Source organism: Nocardia sp. AB354 (assembly GCF_049538315.1).
GTDB lineage: Bacteria > Actinomycetota > Actinomycetes > Mycobacteriales > Mycobacteriaceae > Nocardia > Nocardia nova.
Map to the genome: position 1 here is coordinate 19201 of NZ_JBMVFU010000020.1, position 14748 is coordinate 33948.

17 protein-coding genes are annotated in these 14748 nt (G+C 64.8%); 8 read left to right on the forward strand and 9 right to left on the reverse strand.

The genetic code is table 11. The features are described from left to right. Positions 1 to 4 precede the first annotated feature (4 nt). The gene (locus tag ACPCUW_RS25305; RefSeq protein ID WP_423427515.1) at positions 5 to 1210 is read right to left on the reverse strand and encodes a thiolase family protein; all 1206 of its coding nucleotides are present in this window, start codon (positions 1208 to 1210) and stop codon (positions 5 to 7) included. A 1-nt stretch (position 1211) separates the two neighbouring features. Beyond that, positions 1212 to 1604: a Zn-ribbon domain-containing OB-fold protein gene (locus ACPCUW_RS25310; RefSeq protein ID WP_423427516.1), complete on the reverse strand. Its 393-nt coding sequence runs from the start codon at positions 1602 to 1604 to the stop codon at positions 1212 to 1214. 125 nt (positions 1605 to 1729) lie between these two features. Here ACPCUW_RS25310 and ACPCUW_RS25315 point away from each other — a divergent pair, with 125 nt between their 5' ends. Genes ACPCUW_RS25315 through ACPCUW_RS25330 form a run of 4 tightly spaced genes read left to right on the forward strand, consistent with a single transcriptional unit; the run spans position 1730 to position 4307 of the window. Beyond that, on the forward strand, positions 1730 to 2578 hold the full coding sequence (locus ACPCUW_RS25315; RefSeq protein WP_423427517.1) for a MaoC/PaaZ C-terminal domain-containing protein: 849 nt from the start codon (positions 1730 to 1732) through the stop codon (positions 2576 to 2578). Between the two features lie 3 nt (positions 2579 to 2581). After that, entirely contained in the window at positions 2582 to 3139 is a 558-nt protein-coding gene (locus ACPCUW_RS25320; protein ID WP_423427518.1) for a nuclear transport factor 2 family protein, read from the forward strand. After that, positions 3136 to 3894, forward strand: a complete 759-nt coding sequence (locus ACPCUW_RS25325; RefSeq protein ID WP_423427519.1) for a histidine phosphatase family protein — start codon at positions 3136 to 3138, stop codon at positions 3892 to 3894. The genes ACPCUW_RS25320 and ACPCUW_RS25325 overlap by 4 nt, the downstream gene beginning before the upstream one ends. An 8-nt stretch (positions 3895 to 3902) precedes the next feature. Further along, complete coding sequence (locus ACPCUW_RS25330; RefSeq protein ID WP_423427520.1) at positions 3903 to 4307, forward strand: nuclear transport factor 2 family protein; 405 nt, start codon at positions 3903 to 3905, stop codon at positions 4305 to 4307. 66 nt (positions 4308 to 4373) lie between these two features. Here the strand turns inward: ACPCUW_RS25330 and ACPCUW_RS25335 are convergent, their stop codons facing one another. The 7 genes from ACPCUW_RS25335 to ACPCUW_RS25365 form a co-directional block, all read right to left on the reverse strand. Beyond that, positions 4374 to 5357, reverse strand: a complete 984-nt coding sequence (locus ACPCUW_RS25335) for an NAD(P)H-dependent flavin oxidoreductase (RefSeq protein WP_423427521.1) — start codon at positions 5355 to 5357, stop codon at positions 4374 to 4376. 21 nt (positions 5358 to 5378) lie between these two features. Then, positions 5379 to 5597: a hypothetical protein gene (locus ACPCUW_RS25340; RefSeq protein WP_423427522.1), complete on the reverse strand. Its 219-nt coding sequence runs from the start codon at positions 5595 to 5597 to the stop codon at positions 5379 to 5381. Then, a complete protein-coding gene (locus ACPCUW_RS25345) occupies positions 5594 to 6943 on the reverse strand; it encodes an aromatic ring-hydroxylating oxygenase subunit alpha (RefSeq protein WP_423427523.1) in 1350 nt (449 codons plus the stop codon). The genes ACPCUW_RS25340 and ACPCUW_RS25345 overlap by 4 nt, the downstream gene beginning before the upstream one ends. Before the next feature lie 25 nt (positions 6944 to 6968). After that, positions 6969 to 8015, reverse strand: coding sequence for an alpha-ketoacid dehydrogenase subunit beta (locus ACPCUW_RS25350; protein ID WP_423427524.1), 1047 nt, complete (start codon positions 8013 to 8015; stop codon positions 6969 to 6971). Next, positions 8008 to 9036 carry a thiamine pyrophosphate-dependent dehydrogenase E1 component subunit alpha gene (locus ACPCUW_RS25355; RefSeq protein WP_423427525.1) on the reverse strand — a complete coding sequence of 343 codons (1029 nt, stop codon included), beginning with the start codon at positions 9034 to 9036 and terminating at the stop codon, positions 8008 to 8010. The genes ACPCUW_RS25350 and ACPCUW_RS25355 overlap by 8 nt, the downstream gene beginning before the upstream one ends. Before the next feature lie 97 nt (positions 9037 to 9133). Next, entirely contained in the window at positions 9134 to 9577 is a 444-nt protein-coding gene (locus ACPCUW_RS25360) for a hypothetical protein (protein ID WP_423427526.1), read from the reverse strand. Between the two features lie 58 nt (positions 9578 to 9635). After that, complete coding sequence (locus ACPCUW_RS25365; protein ID WP_423427527.1) at positions 9636 to 10217, reverse strand: histidine phosphatase family protein; 582 nt, start codon at positions 10215 to 10217, stop codon at positions 9636 to 9638. A gap of 118 nt (positions 10218 to 10335) precedes the next feature. On the opposite strand from ACPCUW_RS25365, the gene ACPCUW_RS25370 reads away from it, so the two are divergent. Genes ACPCUW_RS25370 through ACPCUW_RS25385 form a run of 4 tightly spaced genes read left to right on the forward strand, consistent with a single transcriptional unit; the run spans position 10336 to position 14687 of the window. Next, entirely contained in the window at positions 10336 to 10944 is a 609-nt protein-coding gene (locus tag ACPCUW_RS25370) for a hypothetical protein (RefSeq protein ID WP_423427528.1), read from the forward strand. Positions 10945 to 10957: 13 nt separating this feature from the next. After that, on the forward strand, positions 10958 to 12391 hold the full coding sequence (locus tag ACPCUW_RS25375; RefSeq protein WP_423427529.1) for a pyruvate, phosphate dikinase: 1434 nt from the start codon (positions 10958 to 10960) through the stop codon (positions 12389 to 12391). Further along, positions 12388 to 13932, forward strand: coding sequence for an AMP-binding protein (locus tag ACPCUW_RS25380; RefSeq protein ID WP_423427530.1), 1545 nt, complete (start codon positions 12388 to 12390; stop codon positions 13930 to 13932). Before ACPCUW_RS25375 ends, ACPCUW_RS25380 begins: the two co-directional genes overlap by 4 nt. Before the next feature lie 23 nt (positions 13933 to 13955). After that, positions 13956 to 14687, forward strand: coding sequence for an SDR family NAD(P)-dependent oxidoreductase (locus tag ACPCUW_RS25385; RefSeq protein WP_423427532.1), 732 nt, complete (start codon positions 13956 to 13958; stop codon positions 14685 to 14687). Positions 14688 to 14748: the final 61 nt, after the last annotated feature.

A 14748-nucleotide genomic window follows, 5' to 3' on the forward strand; every position in this document is an offset into this window, starting at 1 on the left:
GTCCTCACCGGTTCGCCGGGGCTTCCAGAATGTGCACTGCACACGCCGATGCCAGCCCGATCACGTGGGTCAGCCCCACCTTTGCGCCCTCGATCTGCCGATCCCCGGCCTCTCCGCGCAGATGAGTCGCGACCTCGTAGAGGTTGGCGATGCCGGTCGCACCGATCGGATGCCCCTTCGACAGCAGACCGCCGGACACGTTGACGGGAATCCTGCCGTCGCGCATCGGGGCACCGGAGTCGATGAACTCGCCGGCGGCGCCGGGCTCGCACAGCCGCAGATTGTCGTAGTGGATGAGTTCGGCGGTGGCGAAGCAGTCGTGCAGCTCGACCAGGTCGAGATCGGCCGGGCCTATGCCGGCGTCCTCGTACGCCTGGTCGGCCGCGATGCGCGTCAGCGTATTGACGTCGGGCTGTACCTGGCCCGCTTCGGTCCACGGATCGGACGTCATCACCGAGGCCGACACCTTGACCGCGCGCCTGCGCACATCGGGATCGAGCGTCGCGAGTTTGGAGTCGGAGACCAGAACGACCGCCGCCGCCCCGTCACCGGTCGGGCAACACATCGGCAGGGTGTTCGGGTAACTGATGACCTCGGCGCCCATCACCTCTTCGAGGGAGAACTCCTTCTGATACTGCGCAAGGGGGTTCAGCGTCGAGTGCAGGTGGTTCTTCACCGCGACCTTGGCGAACTGCTCGGCAGTAACGCCGTTCGCGAGCGCGTATTCGGTGCCGGCCTGAGCGAACACTCCAGGCATCAAACCGGTCCCCAGCAATCCCTCGGTCTTCACTACCGCGCCGTACCGGCCCTTCGGCGTATAGACCTTGCGGTCACCGGCCTTCTTCGCGGCGCCGCCGAGCATGCCCATCTTGCCCATCTTCTCGACACCGACTGCCAGGGCGATGTCGCATTCGCCCGACTTGATGCCCATCATCGCCACGCGGACCGCGGTCGCGCCGGTCGCACATGCGTTGACCACGTTGTAGACCGGGATCCCGGTCTGGCCGATCTGTTTCTGCAACCGCTGACCGTTGTGCGAATTCGCCTCGTACACATTGCCCAACGCCAGCAGGCCGACGTTGGCCATCGACTGACCGGAGTCGGCGAGCGCGTCCAACGTCGCGGTGGCGGCCAAATCCAGCAGATCTTGGTCGGGAAACCGACCGAACTTCGTCATCGACGTTCCGATGATCCAGACGTTCTCGCTCAACTCATGCTCCGATCGGTTCGTATCCGAATGCGACCGCCACGGTTCCGTCGTCGTCGGCACCGACGTCGAAGGTCACCAGCCGCACCTTGGTCTCGGGTGCGATGGAGTCGGGATCGGTGACTCCACGGAGGTTCGCCTTCACCGCGCCGCCGCCGTCGAGTTCGACCACCACCGAGGTGAACGGGCCGGATTTCGCGCCGCGTTGCACGATCGTGTAGGCACGTACCACCCCTTCGTTCGACAGTCGGCGCCGAGTGAACGACGTCGTCGAGCACTTCGCGCAGGCGTTTCGCCGGTCGAAATACAGCGCCCCACACTGCACGCACTCGTGCGCCACCAGGTGCGGGTCATCACCCAGCACCAGGTAGTCGACAGCGGGAATGGTCTGCGACATCGAAACCTCCGACCGGTTCGTGGCAACCCTTAAGGTCGCGTTCAAAATGCTAGAGTACTAGAGTATTTACATCGCGACAATCTACCGGCGCTACATCGCGCCTTGTCAACCACCGAGGAGGCACAGTGGCCGAGTCAGCGCCCTTCGATCCCAGCGCCGTGGGAGCACGATCAACGCCCAAACACGTCTCATGGACGGCCCGAGACTGCATGCTCTACGCCCTGGGCGTGGGAGCGGGGGTGGACGATCTGGCCTTCACCACCAACAACACCAAGGGCGTGACCCAACGCATGGTTCCGACCATGCCGGTGACGCTGGGTGTCGATTTCAGCGTGCTCAAACGTGCCGGGAAGTTCGACTGGGCCAACCTGCTGCACGCCGAGCAGCGTGTCGAGATCCTCGCCGATATCCCGGTCGAAGGTGAGGCCGACGCGGTCACCGAGATCACCGAGATGTGGGACAAGGGCAAGGCCGCACTGATCGTCGCCCGGACTACCGGCACCTCCTCCGGTGGCACCCCGCTGTGGCGCAGCTCCGCCGGACTGTTCATCAAGGGGGTCGGCGGCTGGGGCGGCGAGCGCGGTCCGAGGGCCAAACCGGAAGTCGACGAGATACCGGCCGGCACCGCGAAGACGATCACCTACGAAACACGCCCCGAGCAGGCTCTCATCTACCGACTCTCCGGCGACTACAACCCGCTGCATTCCGACCCCGCCTTCGCGGCCAGAGCAGGCATGGATCGCCCGATTCTGCACGGCCTGTGCACCTTCGGCTTCGCCGGTCGAGCGGTACTCGAGGTCGCCGGCGACGGTGCATCGCTGGCCTCGATGTCGGCTCGCTTCGCCGGTCCAGTCTGGCCCGGCGACCGCCTCGATGTCGATCTCTGGACGTCCGACCAGCAAACCGTGCGCTTCGCCGTCCGCGGCCGTGAAGGTAAACAGGTGCTGACCGATGGCGTAGCGAAAGTACGGTGAGTCATGACGACTCGCACCCCAGGCTGGCAGTTGCTTCTCGATCGGATCGCCGCGGAAACCGATCCCGCCTGCAAGGCGAATCTGGAAATCGTCGCGCGCCACGTCGTCGAAGAAGTCGCGGGAAATCTTCCGGCCCTCATGGCCACGCTGGTTCCGGAGCCCCAGTACACCGTCTGGGGCGCTTCGGACAGTGTCGGCCCATCCGGCTACGACGCGGTGGTCGGTTGGTATGAGCGTCTGCAGCAGGCCGGGCGCAACCGCTTGGACTACCTCATCCATCGAGTGGTGGCCGATCGGCACTGCGTGGTGACCGAGGGAGACTTCCAGTACGCGATCGCCGGTCGCGATCTCGGCACCGTGGCCTCGACCGAAGCCGGCGAAGACATTTCGCCCGACGACTACTACCTGGTCAGCCATCGAGCAACAGTGCTGTGGCCGATCGACGACTCCGGGCTCATCAAGGGTGAGCACATCTATTCGGGAGAACGCCATCGGGTCGTCCGTCGCCTGGCCGACGGCGAACTTCCCCATCTGGGACCGATCGAAAGGGAACGCCGATGACGTCGACGCCGGACCTGACACCACTGCCGGACTCGGTATCGATCGCCGAATCCGCAGAGCCCGACGAGTTGACGCCTACCCGCTACGCAATGGAACGTGGACTGCTCGTCATCGGTGAGCGCACCGAACTCATCCTGGTCCGACATGGCCAGCAGGTGCGGACCCACACCGAGGCGTACCGGCCGGGTGGGCCCGGGCTGTCGGAATTAGGGCAGATTCAAGCCCGGCTCACCGGCGAGTACCTGGCGGACGTCGCGGCCGACACGCCAATCACAGCGGTCTATTGCAGCGATCTCAACCGGGCCGTCGAAACCGCCGCCATCGTCGCCGCGGCAGCCGCGCCCGGGCTCGAGCCGATGCCGGACACAGCGCTGCGCGAAGTGGACATGTACAGCCGCGATCGGGGCGGCGCGGATGTCTCACTCGATATCCAGGATCGGGCCGGCGAGGAGTTTCGGCGAACGCTGCGCTGGGATGCGTTCCCCAATACCGAAACGAGCGACGATTTTCGGCGGCGCATCCATCAGGCCTTGACGACCATCGCCGAACGCCACCCGAATGAGCGTGTTCTGGTGGTGAGCCATGCGGGAGCGATCAGCTCCTTTGTCGCAGGGCTCGTCGGCGCCGACCCCGACATGTTCTACTTCGCCGGCCACGCGTCGGTGAACCGGGTGTACTACGGGGACGATCGATTCGTCCCGCACTCACTGAACGAAACCGGCCACCTTCGTGTCCGTGCTGCGCTGACATTCTAGGAGAATTCATGACGACAATCGGCGAGTTGCCCGCCCCGATCGCCAGGTTCCTCGAGGCGATCAACAACCGCGATGCCGAGGCGGCAGGGCGATACTGCACCGACGACGTCTCCTATCACCTTTTGATGCCGCTTCCCCCGGTGGTCGGGCGACCTGCCGTAATCGCCGCCCTCGGGTCGGCGATCACCGAGGCGGAACGGGTGCAGTGGGATGTGGTGACCGTGCTGTCCACAGACGACACCGCCTTCGTCGAACGCATCGATCGCTTCTGGTTCAACGGCAACGAGGCGGCGATCGAGTGCACGGGCGTTTTCGAATTGCGCGACGGCAGAATTGCCGCGATACGTGACTATGCCGACAAGGACACCTGGCACGATCGAAAGCGTTCGGCGCTGAACCCGAGCTCCGAGTAAAAAAGGCCTCGGGACACCGTGTGCGGTGTCCCGAGGTCTTATTCGTGGCGCGAAGTTTCCATGCCGTCAACCGCGCTGGCGCATGTCGGTCAGACGCTTATCGATGATCGCCTCGGCATCGGCGACGATGCTCTCGACAACCTCCCGGCAAGGCAGCACCTCGTCGATCAATCCCTGCGTCTGGCCCGCCCACCACAAGCCTCCGTCCATGTCGCCGTTGCCGAGCACCTCACGCCGCCCACGCTCTCCCGAAGCGAGGTGCGCCACGTCCTCGAAGGTCGCACCGACCTGACGGGAAATTTCCGCGATTTCTTCCGACACGGCATTGCGAGCAACGCGCGCGGTATTGCGGAATTCGCGGAAAACCAGTTTCGTCGACCGCTCGTCGTTCGCGACGATCTGTCGTTTCACATTCTCGTGAACCGGAGCCTCGGTCGTCGCGACGAAACGGGTCCCCATATTGATCGCATCGGCGCCGAGTGCCAAGGCCGCAACCAATCCGGCACCGTCGGCGAAACCACCCGAGGCGATGATCGGAAGGCTCAGCTTACGGGCTGCCGCGTTCACCAGCACCAAGCTCGGAACGTCGTCCTCACCGGGGTGACCTGCGCATTCGAAGCCGTCGATGCTGATCGCATCCACGCCGAGCCGCTCCGCCTTGAGTGCGTGCCGGACCGCCACAGCCTTGTGCACGACCTTGACTCCGGCGGCTTTGAAGGCCGGCAGGTGGGGTTCCGGATTGGCGCCGGCGGTCTCGACGATCTTGACCCCGCCCTCGATGATCGCGTCGCGGTACTCGTCGTACGGAACCGGGTTCACCGTCGGCAGGATCGTCAAGTTCACACCGAACGGCTTATCGGTCAGAGAGCGAACCTTCGCGATTTCTTTCGCCAGGTCGGCAGGCGTGGGCTGGGTCAAAGCGGTCAGAAATCCCAGGGCGCCCGCTTCGGCCACGGCCGCGATGAGTTCGGCTTTGCCGACGGCGGTCATCCCGCCACAGACGATCGGGTGTTCGACCCCGAACTCCTCGGTGAAACGCGTCTTCAGCACGCGGTCGTTCTCCTCTTCTGCTCAGTGCGACGCCGGATCGACGACGAGTCGATGCGCGTGGCGTGGGGACATGATCCAGCCGCACAGATGTTTGTCGGCTTCGAATCGAGCGCCGTCCAGCCAACGACCGTTCGCGGCGAAGTAGCCGATTTCCCCGTCGCCGCGGGTCACCTTCACTCGCTCCTCCGCCTCGTCGCGCTCGTAGAGGTCCTTGGTGTAGGGATGGACGATTCCGTTCATTTCTCCGCCGTTTCGATGTAGCGGTCCATCAGCCGGTGCATCCATTTCAGGTTGTTCTCCTGGTAGGACGCGAAAGTCACCGTCTTCTTCCGGGCGCTTTCCAAGCCCTGCTGGACCTTCTCCATGTTGCCGCAGTCCTGGTCCAGAACGTTGCCGAGGATCCCGAGGGGAGAGCTGCTGAACGGGGTGTCGGCGTCGAGGGCTATTTCACGCGCGGGCGCGGGCCGCTCGCCGACCACCGGAGCGATCATGAAGACCTCCATGATGCAACTGCGGTGGTCATCTCCGTTGGGCCGGAATCGGTAGACGATCTTGTGTACGCCTCCCCACGGCATCAGGTTGGGAAAGACCGTGTAGGTGAAGTTGTCGACCAGCTCCGCGTCCGACCACTCCTCCACCTGCTCACCGATCAGTGCGCGCCACTTCTCGCGGGTCGTCCGCACGACATAGTCCCGGGCCGTCTCACCGCGCTCGGGTGTGATCGGAAGTTGCTCGTCGACACGGACATCCATTGTCGACCGCAGCATCTCCTCCGTGCTGGGATCCCACGGCATCATGGGTCCCACCACCTCGGAGGGGGTGATGAAGCGGGCGAAATTCTCGTAGACGTCCACTTGACAGGCCCCGAAGGCGGCGTAGGGCACGGTCTGCGGGTGGGTGGCCGGCGCGTGCCAGCACTCCATGAACGCCTCCTGCGCCACCTTCCAATTCGCGCGGATGACCTTCGAGACGTGGGTCTCGACATACCGGTCGTGGCCGTACCACAACGAAAACTGCTCGGTGAATTCGCCGAGATAGCTCTCGAGCGGCTCCGCGTCCGGATCCGGATTGATGAAGACGAAACCCGCCCAGACCCCGACACTGCACTGCGGCAGCTTGAAGTTTTCCGGATCGACGTGCTCGAACTCCCACGGCGCGGGAATGCGCTTCAAATCGCCTTCGAGGGTCCAGGCGATGCCGTGGAACGGGCAACGAATCTCGCTGCATCGTCCCGCGTACTCCTTCAGTGCCCGGCCGCGGTGCAGGCAGGCATTCGGATAGGCCCGAATCGAGTCGGGCGCCGTGCGAATGACGATGTACGACGAACCCGCGATCTCGTAGACGATGTGGTCCCCGACCTCCGGAATGTGCTCCTCCCGGCACGCGAATTGCCACACCCGGCTCCAGAGCTGCTTCTTCTCGGTTTCATGCCATTCGCGCGAGATATACCGATCGATAGAAGCCTCGTGAAAATCGAAACTTCCCGGCGACTGACGGAGGAGATGCTTGGGTACCGGCCGGCTGTCCAGCGCAAGCACATCCTGATACGTGATGCGGCGATCGCCGACATCGAGCCGTTCGCCCACTATGACCTCCTGATTTCACACGGTTTCAACGTTCGACGGGCCGAACGCCCGCAGCACTTTGCAATCCCAGCAGGCCTCGCACTTTGGCGACGACGCGGTCGACTGTCGGGTATCCGGACAACGACTTGGAGAACGGCACCGGCGTGTACGCCGCGCCGACGCGCACCGCGGGTGCGAGCAGCTCGTTGAACAACCTCTCGTTCAGCCTCGCCGCGATTTCGGCGCCAGGGCCGACGAACTCGGTCGCCTCGTGTACGACGACAGCTCGACGGGTGCGTTCGACCGATTCCTCGACGGTGGCGAAATCGAGCGGCACCAGCGTGCGCAGGTCGATGACCTCGGCCTCAACTCCCGACTGGGCGAGCGCTTCGGCGGCCTGCATGCAGACCGAGACCTGCGTGCCGTAGGTGATGAGGCTGACATCCGAACCGGGGCGGAGAATCCTCGCCTTACCCAACGGCACCCGGTGTATCCCTGCGGGCACGGGTTCCTTCACGCTGTACAACAGCCCTGAATGCTGAATCAGCAGACTCGGGTCGGGCGATTCCAGCGCCGTCGTGATCAGTCCCTTGGCGTCCGACGGCGTCGACGGATACAGCACATTGATGCCGGGCGTATGCATGAACCAGGCTTCCAGCGACTGCGCGTGCTGGGCGCCGAAATGGCTGCTGCCGATGGTCGTCGTCACCGTGATCGGCGCGGGTGTCGTTCCTCCGGTCATGTACCGGAACTTGGCGGCGTGATTGAGGATTTGGTCCATCGCCAGGGTGATGAAGTCGAAGAACATGATCTCCGCGATCGGCCGGTATCCACCGAGCGCCAGTCCCACCGCCGCCCCGGCAATGGCCTGCTCCGAGATCGGGGTGGAGCGAACCCGCAGCTCACCGAATTTGGTGGACAGCCCCTTGCTGGTCTTGAACACCCCGCCGATCGGGTCAGCGACGTCTTCGCCGAGCACCACGATCTTGTCGTTGTTCTCCATGGCCAGATGGAATGCGGAATTCAGTGCCGCAGCCATGGTCATCGTCGGAGCAGCCTCCTCGCGGACTGCGTCGGTCGTGGCGTCAGTCATTGTGCAGGCTCCTCACCCAGGTGTCATCGGCGAAAACATCGGTGTAGATATCGGACGGGGCCGGCAATTCGCAGCCCGCCGCGTAATCGAAGGCGTCGTCGACCGTCAATCGGGCCTGCTTTTCGATGTCGTCGACCTGCTGCTCGTTCAGGCGCCCTTGCTCGAGCAGCCACCGCCGGAACGCCGGCGCGGGATCGCGCTCCATCGCCGCTTTCAATTCGTCCGCCGGAACGTAGCTGTAGTCGGCGGTGCCGGTGTGACCGGTCAACCGGTAATGGATGAATTCCAGGAAGATCGGTCCCTCGCCGGCCCGCACTCGCGCCACCGCACGACGTAGTGCGTCCAGCGCCGCGAGCGGGTCGAAACCATCCACCTTCTCCGCGGGGATGGAATAGGCGCCCGCACGCTCCGCGAGGTTGGTGTTCGCCGCATACTTTGCCAACGGGGTGTGCTCGCCCCATTGGTTGTTCTGGCACACGAAGACCAACGGAAGCTGCCACAGCCCGGCGAAGTTCATCGCTTCGTGCCAGGCGCCGATCGATGTGGCGCCGTCGCCAAAGGTCACCACGGTCGCGGTGTGATCATCGTCGAGCTGTGCGGCCATCGCCAAGCCGACAGCGATCGGGAGCCCGGAGCCGACGATGCCCGTCGTGGCGGTGAACCCGATCGCCGGGTCCTGCAGATGCATCGGACCGCCCTTGCCTCGCGACAACCCCGCCCGGCGGCCGTACAACTCCGCCATGATCGACCGCAGCGACGCGCCCTTCGCCAGCGCGTCGCCCAGGTTCCGATACGTGGAGACCAGCCGGTCTCGCGGGGTGAGCACCTCGCCCAGCGCCGCGCATACCGCCTCCATCCCACGAATCGGGTAGAACGCGGCCTGCAACCGCCCCGCCTTGGACTCGGCCACCGACTTCTGGTCGGCCAGCGCCGTGGTACACATCAACCGATACATCCGGCTCAAAGCCTCGGCATCCGGGATCTCCCCCGCGGATGTCTTCGCCCCAACAGCACTGGTCATGCGTCGGCCTCCTCTCGTGTCGTGGCCGGCACGAATTCACGAGCGGCCGATGCCGAACAAGGTTCGGAATCGCCGACGCCGGCGACATCGAAGTCGGTCATGAGGTGTGAACATCCTCTCGGGGTAGGGCATCGGCGGCCGCAATGGCCAGATGAAGCGTGTCGTTGAGACAGATGACGCTTCGCACGCCGGTGCGACTGATACGGAAGCGGGTGAGCGAACCGGACTCGGGCACTGGCACAACTCCGAGGTCGACGTCGTAGATCTCCGCCGCGAGCTCCCGCACCGCCTGTGGGCTGGACACGGCGAGCACTCGTCCACCGGCATGGGCTGCGATCAGGTCGTTCAGGTGGCTCGTCGGTGCGGCTACCGGCTCTGCGTCCACGAGACGCCGCAGCGCCGGCAGGAAGCCGAGCGAGCGATCCGGAAGATAGGCCGCGGTCCACGGTAGGTCGCCGAGGCGTGCGGCAAGGGCTTCGATCATCGCGTGCGGATCCAGCCCGCGACTGTCGGCGCCGTGGCTCAGCACCACCAACTCCATAGCGACTCCTTAGGACTGTCACGCACCGGTGACGTGACACTTTTACTCTATTACTGGACTATTTGCGTGTCGAGGGCTGGAGTCGCGGAATCTCGTTCAGGCTCAGCACCCGCCAACCCTCGGAAGCGTGCTCGTACCGATGCAGGGACGCATATCCCGGCTCCATGACCCGAATCCGCTCCGGAACCCCCAAGACCTGACATGTCCACGCGTTGATCACCCCGCCGTGGCATACGGCCAGGACTCGCCGATCGGTACGACCTTCGGCCATCCGGCTGACCACATCGGAGACGCGCGCATGAAATTCCGCGCTGGTGAGTCCCCACGGTGACAGATCACCGGCGAAATAGTGCGCCCAGACGTCCGCTTCGCCGTTGTCGTAGTGGACATAGGGGGCGCCATGATCGAATTCGACGAGGCCGTCGTCGAGGACGACGGGCAACCCGAGCCGATCGGCGACGATGTCCGCCGTCTCACGCGCTCGAAGCTGGGGCGAACTGTAGATGACATCGAACGCTTCATGCGCCAAGTAGGGCAATGCCGCGGACGCCTGCGCCACCCCGCCACTCGACAAGCCCGGATCCCTAGGATCAGCGCCGTCGCGGACAGGTTCGCCGTGGCGCATCAGGACCAGGTGCATGCCAGCTCACTCCCTCGGTGGACATGTGATCGACCTCTCAGCTAAGCTCGAATTAGTCTATCACTAGATGATCGGACGTTAGATCAAGTTACGACGACAGAGAGAACAGGGGAATTCCGTGGCTCACGAGTTCGCCATCCTGCAAGCGGCACGTCTGAAAGGACGGCTGTCCCCCGCCCTCGCTGCCGACTCCTGCGGCATCGACGCCGACACCGCATTGTCGGAATTCGACACGCTTCGCGACGCCGGATACGTCAAGGGAGAGCCGAGCGTGCGCCTGACCCCGGAAGGCCGCGAGCGGCTCGCAGCGCTCGTCGCCGCCGAGCGCACCGGCGTAGACCAGGCCGAACTGGCCGCCCTGTACGAGGAGTTCGATCACCACAACACCGACCTCAAGCAGGTCATCAACGCCTGGCAACTCAAGGCGGGCGCACCGAACGACCACAGCGACAGCGCGTACGATCGGTCCGTCATCGAGCGGCTCGTCAGCCTGCACGCCGGATTCGCGCCCCTTGTCAGCCGGATCGCGGCGGTCGCCCCGAGGTTGGCGGCCTATTCGCGCCGGTTCGAGCATGCTGTGGAGCAGATCGAGACCGGCGACATCAGCTTCATCGCTCGCCCGATAGCAGACAGCTATCACACCGTGTGGTTCGAATTCCACGAGGAGCTCATCGGCCTGCTCGGCCTGACTCGCGCGGAAGAAGCGGCCGCGGGCCGCGCCGTCTAGGAGGAACTTGTTCATGAGTCTGATCTGGCTGGGAGATACCCCCGACCTCGACCCGACGCTCGTCGGTGGAAAGGCCCGCAGCATCAACCGGATGCGTGCCCTCGGAATGCCGGTTCCCCCGGCGTTCGTGCTGTCCACGGAATTTTGCGCCGCGGTGAACGACAACAGCGGCCGACTGACCGAGACGGCGTTGAGCTGTCTGCGAGAGGGACTGTCCCGACTCGAAACCACACTCGAACGCCGACTCGGTGGCTCGGACCGCCCGCTGCTCGTCGCGGTTCGTTCCGGCGGCGCCCGGAGTATGCCGGGAATGATGGATACCGTGCTCAATCTGGGCATGAACGACTCCGTCGAGGCGCGTCTGGCGGAGATCACCGGGGATTCGGCGTTCGCGGCTGACACCCACCGTCGCTTCCGCGAGCAGTTCGAGCGCGTCGTCGGCGCCCAAGCCACCGGTGATCCCTGGAAGGACCTGGTACTGGCCGCGGAGGCCGTCTTCGCCTCGTGGAATTCACCGCGCGCACGCGCCTATCGCAGCCACCACCAGATCAGCCACGACGGTGGCACGGCGGTCACGGTCCAGGCCATGGTTTTCGGCAATTTCGACGACAAGTCCGGCACCGGCGTTCTCTTCACTCGCAATCCACTGAGCGGAGATCCGGAACCCTACGGCGAGTGGCTTGCGCGCGGGCAGGGCGAAGACGTGGTGTCCGGGCGCTTCAACGCCATGCATCTCGATGAGCTCGAAGTGCGGATGCCGCAGGTACACACCCAGCTGCTCGATCTGGCTCGCACACTGGAAAAGCACGGCGGAGACGCGCAGGACATCGAATTCACTGTGGAGGCCGGTCGACTGTGGCTGCTGCAGACGCGGGCGGCCAAGCGGTCCCCGCAGGCCGCGGTCCGTATCGCGGTGCAGCTGGCCGACGAGGGCATCATCGAACGACACGAAGCGGTCCAGTTGGTCACCGATGCTCAGATCGCCGCGGCGACCGCACCGCACGTGGATCCGGTCGCTCGGGAGAAGGCGACCGTGCTTGCCTCCGGGGTTCCGGCGTGTCCGGGCGTCGCGACCGGCCGCGTGGTGGGCAGCTGTGAGGAGGCCGAAGATCTGTCCGATGCCGGGGTGCCGGTCATCCTGGCCAGACCGACGACCGATCCCGATGATGTCGGTGGCATGGTGGTTTCCGTCGCGATCGTCACCGAGATCGGCGGATCGACGAGCCATGCCGCGGTAGTCAGCCGGGAGCTGGGCACGCCCTGTGTGGTCGGGTGCGGACAGGGCGTCATGGAGGCACTGATCGGCAAGACCGTGACCGTTGACGGGACGAACGGCGAGGTGCTCGAGGGTGAGCTACCGCGCGCCGACGGACACGGTGACGAGCATGAATCGGCCGCCCGCTTACGCGAATGGTCGCAAGCCCACGCGGTTCAGGTGGCGCCGTGACCTTCGCGGCCCGAATCGCTGAACAGCGGCCGAACGAGACAGCCCTGCGAGACCGCGACCAGGCATTGACCTGGCAGCAAGTCGACCAGCGGCTGCGCCCGGCCGTCAACGCGCTGCTGGCAACCGACCTCGGCCCGGCCCGGCGGGTGGCGATCATCGCCGCGAACTCGGCCGATACGCTGCTCGCCTATGTGGCGTGCACATTGGCCGGCGTCTCGGCGGTCGCCGTCAATTCACATCTCACCGCCGCCGAAGCCGCCTACATCCTGACCGACTCCGAATCACGCGTCGTGCTCTGCGACACCGGGACTGCACAGGTTGCGGTCGAAGCGGCCCGGTTGGCAGGTATCGAAAGCGTCGTCGCATGGGGCGACGGACCCTTACCACCGGGGGTGATGGGGTGGCACGAGTGCTGTCGCGACCAGGACGAGCCACGCACCGACATCGAACCGCGGCGGACCCTCGTGTACACCTCCGGAACAACCGGCCGGCCCAAGGGTGTCGAGCTGCCGCCCACCTCGTGGGTCGGCGGTGAGGACATCGATGTCCACCTCGAACGACTCGCTCAGAATCGGATGGTCGACTACGGACGTCACCTCGTCGTCGGACCGATGTATCACTCGGGTCCGCTCACGTCGACACGGCTGTTCGCCGGCGGTGTGCCCGTCACGGTGCTCGGTAAGTTCGACGCGGACCGGCTGCTGGACGTGATCGAGCACGATCGCATCGGCTCCTCGATCATGGTGCCGACACATTTCCAGCGCCTGCTGGCGCTACCGGAATCGAGGCGTGCGGCCGCGGACATCTCGTCGTTGCAGTACGTCCTGCAGGTGGGCGCGAAATGTCCCGCTCCGGTCAAGCAGGCGATGATCGACTGGTTCGGGCCGATCGTGTGGGAGAGCTACGGCGCCAGTGAGGTCGGGACCACCTGCATGATCAGCGCGGCCGAATGGCTGGAACGACCGGGCTCCGTGGGCCGGGCGATTCCGCCGTTCGAAGCGTTCGTCAAGGATGACAACGGCGAGCCCGCGCCACCCGGCACCGAAGGACCACTCTGGTTCCGCGACACGACCGGCAACGGCATCACCTATATCACCGGAACCCGGAGCGGCGCGGAATTCACCCTCGGCGAAGTCGGCCGCATGGACGACGTGGGGTATGTCTGGATCACCGACCGCCACACCGACATGGTGGTTTCGGGCGGAGTCAATATCTATCCCGCCGAGGTCGAGCAGGCCCTGATCCAGCATCCGGCGATCGCCGACATCGCCTGCTTCGGCCTGCCCGACCACGATTTCGGTGAAATTCTCGTCGCGCTGGTCGTGCCCACCGACAGCACGCGGCCACCGACCCACACCGAAATCGACCAGTACGCACGAAAGATGCTGGCCGGCTACAAGATTCCGAAACGGGTCTATGCGATCGATGCACTACCGCGAACACCTGTCGGCAAGCTCGACAAGAGAACCATGCGATCGCTGCCGTCCAGCGACACAGCCGATCTCGTCCTCCTGGACAAGGAAGTGAGTGCAACACAATGACTTTCGACGCTCCCGTAGCCGTTGTGACCGGCGCCGGTCGCGGCATAGGTGCCGCAATTTCACGACGACTCGCTAAGGACGGTTTCCGAGTCGTCGCCGTCGATCGCGATGGTGCGGCCGCAGTACACATCGCCCGCGAGATCGACGGAATTCCAGCACCGTTGGACATCACCGACAGTTCGGCCGCCGCCGAGTTGTCGGCGTCCCTCCCTCGCGTGGATGCGTTGATCAACAATGCCGGAATCTTCCCGCCCGCGCCGATCGCTTCCGTGTCGGTCGACGAATTCCGGAAAGTGATGGATGTCAACGTCATCGGAACGCTGGTGATGACCCAGGCATTCCTCCCGCAACTGACATCTGCCTCGCCCGCGGCGGTCGTCAACATCGCGTCGATCGCCGCCAAGGCGGTGACGCCGGGTACCGCCGCCTACTCCCCCTCCAAGGCGGCGGTGGTATCGCTCACGAAGTTGTGCGCGGTCGAATTGGCGGACCGAGGGATTCGGGTGAATGCCATCGCACCGGGGGGCGTTGCGACGGAGGGCACCGCAGGGGTCTCCGCTGACGAGGAGCGGGAGGCACGTTTCAATGCGCTCGTCCCACTCGGTCGTCGCGCACGACCGGAGGACATCGCTGACGCCGTCCCCTTCTTTCTGAGCGACGACGCACGCTACATCACCGGACAGATTTTGTATGTGGACGGTGGGTTGACCGAAGCGACCATCAATTTCCTTCGGGCGGCTCAGTCCGCGGGCTGAGCAGAGCTACTCCACGCGATCGCGAAAATGCATGTGCAGTAACGAAACCGGCTCGAACATG